Origin of the sequence: Bacillus sp. AFS001701, assembly GCF_002559405.1 — a bacterium.
Classification (GTDB): Bacteria; Bacillota; Bacilli; order Bacillales; family Bacillaceae_G; genus Gottfriedia.
Map to the genome: position 1 here is coordinate 1 of NZ_NTZO01000593.1, position 2,577 is coordinate 2,577.

Annotated in this window: 2 protein-coding genes and 3 tRNA genes; all 5 read left to right on the plus strand. The window is 34.3% G+C overall.

Annotated features, from left to right (window positions below; translation table 11 throughout):
- Window positions 1–43 precede the first annotated feature (43 nt).
- The 5 genes from CN514_RS23640 (at window position 44) to CN514_RS23660 (ending at window position 2,194) form a co-directional block, all read left to right on the plus strand.
- Window positions 44–118, plus strand: a tRNA-Asn gene (locus CN514_RS23640).
- Between the two features lie 6 nt (window positions 119–124).
- A tRNA-Ser gene (locus CN514_RS23645) sits at window positions 125–215 on the plus strand.
- 11 nt (window positions 216–226) lie between these two features.
- Window positions 227–298: transfer RNA gene (locus CN514_RS23650), tRNA-Glu, on the plus strand.
- 445 nt (window positions 299–743) lie between these two features.
- Window positions 744–1,298, plus strand: a complete 555-nt coding sequence (locus tag CN514_RS23655; RefSeq protein ID WP_098234669.1) for a bifunctional transcriptional activator/DNA repair enzyme AdaA — start codon at window positions 744–746, stop codon at window positions 1,296–1,298.
- Window positions 1,295–2,194 (plus strand): DMT family transporter, encoded by a 900-nt coding sequence (locus CN514_RS23660; RefSeq protein ID WP_098234670.1) that lies wholly within the window; start codon window positions 1,295–1,297, stop codon window positions 2,192–2,194. Before CN514_RS23655 ends, CN514_RS23660 begins: the two co-directional genes overlap by 4 nt.
- Window positions 2,195–2,577: the final 383 nt, after the last annotated feature.

The following is a 2,577-nucleotide window of genomic DNA, read 5'->3' on the forward strand; positions in this document are numbered from 1 at the left end:
GTTTCCCCCTGTGAGAGTAGAACGTCGCTTTGTTTATGATTATTCCGTAGTAGCTCAGTGGTAGAGCACTCGGCTGTTAACCGAGTGGTCGTAGGTTCGAACCCTACCTGCGGAGCCATATGATAGAGAAGTACCCAAGTGGCTCAAGGGGCGCCCCTGCTAAGGGTGTAGATCGGGTAACCGGTGCGAGGGTTCGAATCCCTTCTTCTCTGCCATATTTTTTTTTGGCCCGTTGGTCAAGCGGTTAAGACACCGCCCTTTCACGGCGGTAACACGGGTTCGAGTCCCGTACGGGTCATATCTAAAGCTCAGTTATTTGTGATAACACAGGTAACTGAGTTTTTTATTTGTCTTTTTTAAGACTTTAGTGAAAGATGTATAATTGAGTATAGCTTTTTTCATTATATTAGAGTGTTCTTCTTTCATTTTAGGATGTACAGGGAATTATCTCTCATAGATGCAATATGTTCGCTGTCACTTTTACAAATAAAGTAATAGAAACAGCACATCGTAGTCATAGCTCTCCACGGTTTCGCTATACCTCTTTCCATTAATCTTCATTCGTGTCAAATATCCTTATTTTTCAATACTAATATTCTCTTCACTCATTTTAAATCCAAACATCATCAGTTGGTCTATTAACTACTTTTATCCTTCTTCCAAAGAAATTAGAAAGCAAGAAATTGAAAGCAAGCGCATGATCTTAGTGTTAAAATGTGAATAGCTAAAGATGAGGTGATTAAATGAACGGATTAAATAATGAGGTCATGTGGATTGCAGTTGAATCATGCGATGAAAACTACGATGGAGTGTTTATATATGCAGTTAAGTCCACTCGGATTTGTTGTAAACCTTCGTGTAAGTCAAGAACCCCATTAAAAGAAAATGTATCATATTATTCGTCATTTTCTTTGGCAATTAAAGATGGGTACCGTCCATGTAAAAGATGTCGCCCTGATTTACTTTACTCAAATGAGGAAGATATTATTTTATCTGCCAAACATTTTATTGAAAAAGAATATCGAAATAGCTTAACATTGGATCGGTTAGCAATTGAAGTTGGAGTAAGTAAATTTCATTTGCAAAGATTATTTAAAAAATCCACAGGTTTATCACCGTTAGAATACGCAACTAAGTTAAGAATGATAGAAGCTTTAGGACTGTTACGAGATACTGAGAAATCCATAACTGAAATAGCGCATAAACTTGGGTTTAAAAGCTCGGCACATTTTTCAAGTATGTTTCGTCATCATTTTAATTACACTCCAACCAAATTCAGAAAGGGGTTAAATAAATGAAATTAAAAGATGGAATAGCTTTATTGAGTTTAGCTGCATTATGGGGAGCTTCATTTTTATTTATTCGAATAGCCTCACCAGTTTTTGGACCAATTTTAACAATTCAAGGAAGAGTTACAATTGCTGCGTTTGCCCTGGTGCTATTTTTGGTTATTACTAAAAAGTCATTACACTTTAAAAAGAGATGGAGACAATATTTAATAATAGGGGCATTAAATGCAGCAATTCCATTTACATTAATTGCTACATCAGCATTGCATCTGACAGCCTCAATGTCATCAATTCTAAACTCTTTGACGCCATTATTTACAGCGCTTGTTGTCTTTTTATGGACGAAAGAAAAGTTGAGTATACGAAAGTGGGCTGGAATAATAGTGGGAGTAATAGGAGTAATCTTGTTAGTAGGGTGGAGTTCAATTCCGTTTACTTATGATGTTAAAATAGCAATTGGACTTGCAGTTTTGTCGACTATTTCATATGGATTTGCAGGTGTTTATGCAAAGAAAGCATTTGTTTCAGTGCCACCACTTTCACTTGCAGCTGGTCAACAAATTGGTGCTGCAATTTTACTTTTACCTTTTACATTCCTAAATTTCACTTCATTTACACATAAAATATCAGGAGTTGCTATATTAGCAGTTCTAGGATTAGCATTATTTTGTACTGCTATAGCCTATTTATTGTACTTTTATCTTATCGAAAGTGTTGGACCAACCAAAACATTAAGCGTTACTTTTTTAATTCCTGTGTTTGGAATAATCTGGGGAGTTCTTATTTTGAAAGAACATATTACATTAGGGATGTTGTTCGGTTTTCTTGTCATTTTATGTGGTGTATTTATGATTTCAGATCTTCGTTTACGCGTAGTAATATCAAGAGACCGAATGCAAGTCTAATAAGCCTTTAAATAATAAGACAAAAAGGATTTTCGTAAAAACGAAGATCCTTTTTACTATATTACGATTGTTATTTTATTGAACTAAAAATAAGTCCAACCAAAGAAGGTAGCACAACTAGGGAAATAATGATATTGACACGAACTTTAGTAACTTTGAAGTGAATCTTTTCTACATGTATTTCAATAATTTTTGTTGAATTGCCTAAAACGTAGGTCAGTTACTATTTAATGCCACTATTTATTAACGCATAAAGAGTGAATTCGTTTTAAAGTTTATTTTTATTTTTGCATCTGTATTTCCAAATAATTTGGTAGTGGTTTCTAAAAATTTTTCAAAAAAAATTCTCTCCTTCAATTCGACATTCTTCTACAAATCTTTTT

Coding starts and splice junctions, on each gene's coding strand:
- CN514_RS23655 (WP_098234669.1), top strand. CDS start 744: ATGAACGGATTAAATAATGAGGTCATGTGGATTGCAGTTGAATCATGC.
- CN514_RS23660 (WP_098234670.1), top strand. CDS start 1,295: ATGAAATTAAAAGATGGAATAGCTTTATTGAGTTTAGCTGCATTATGG.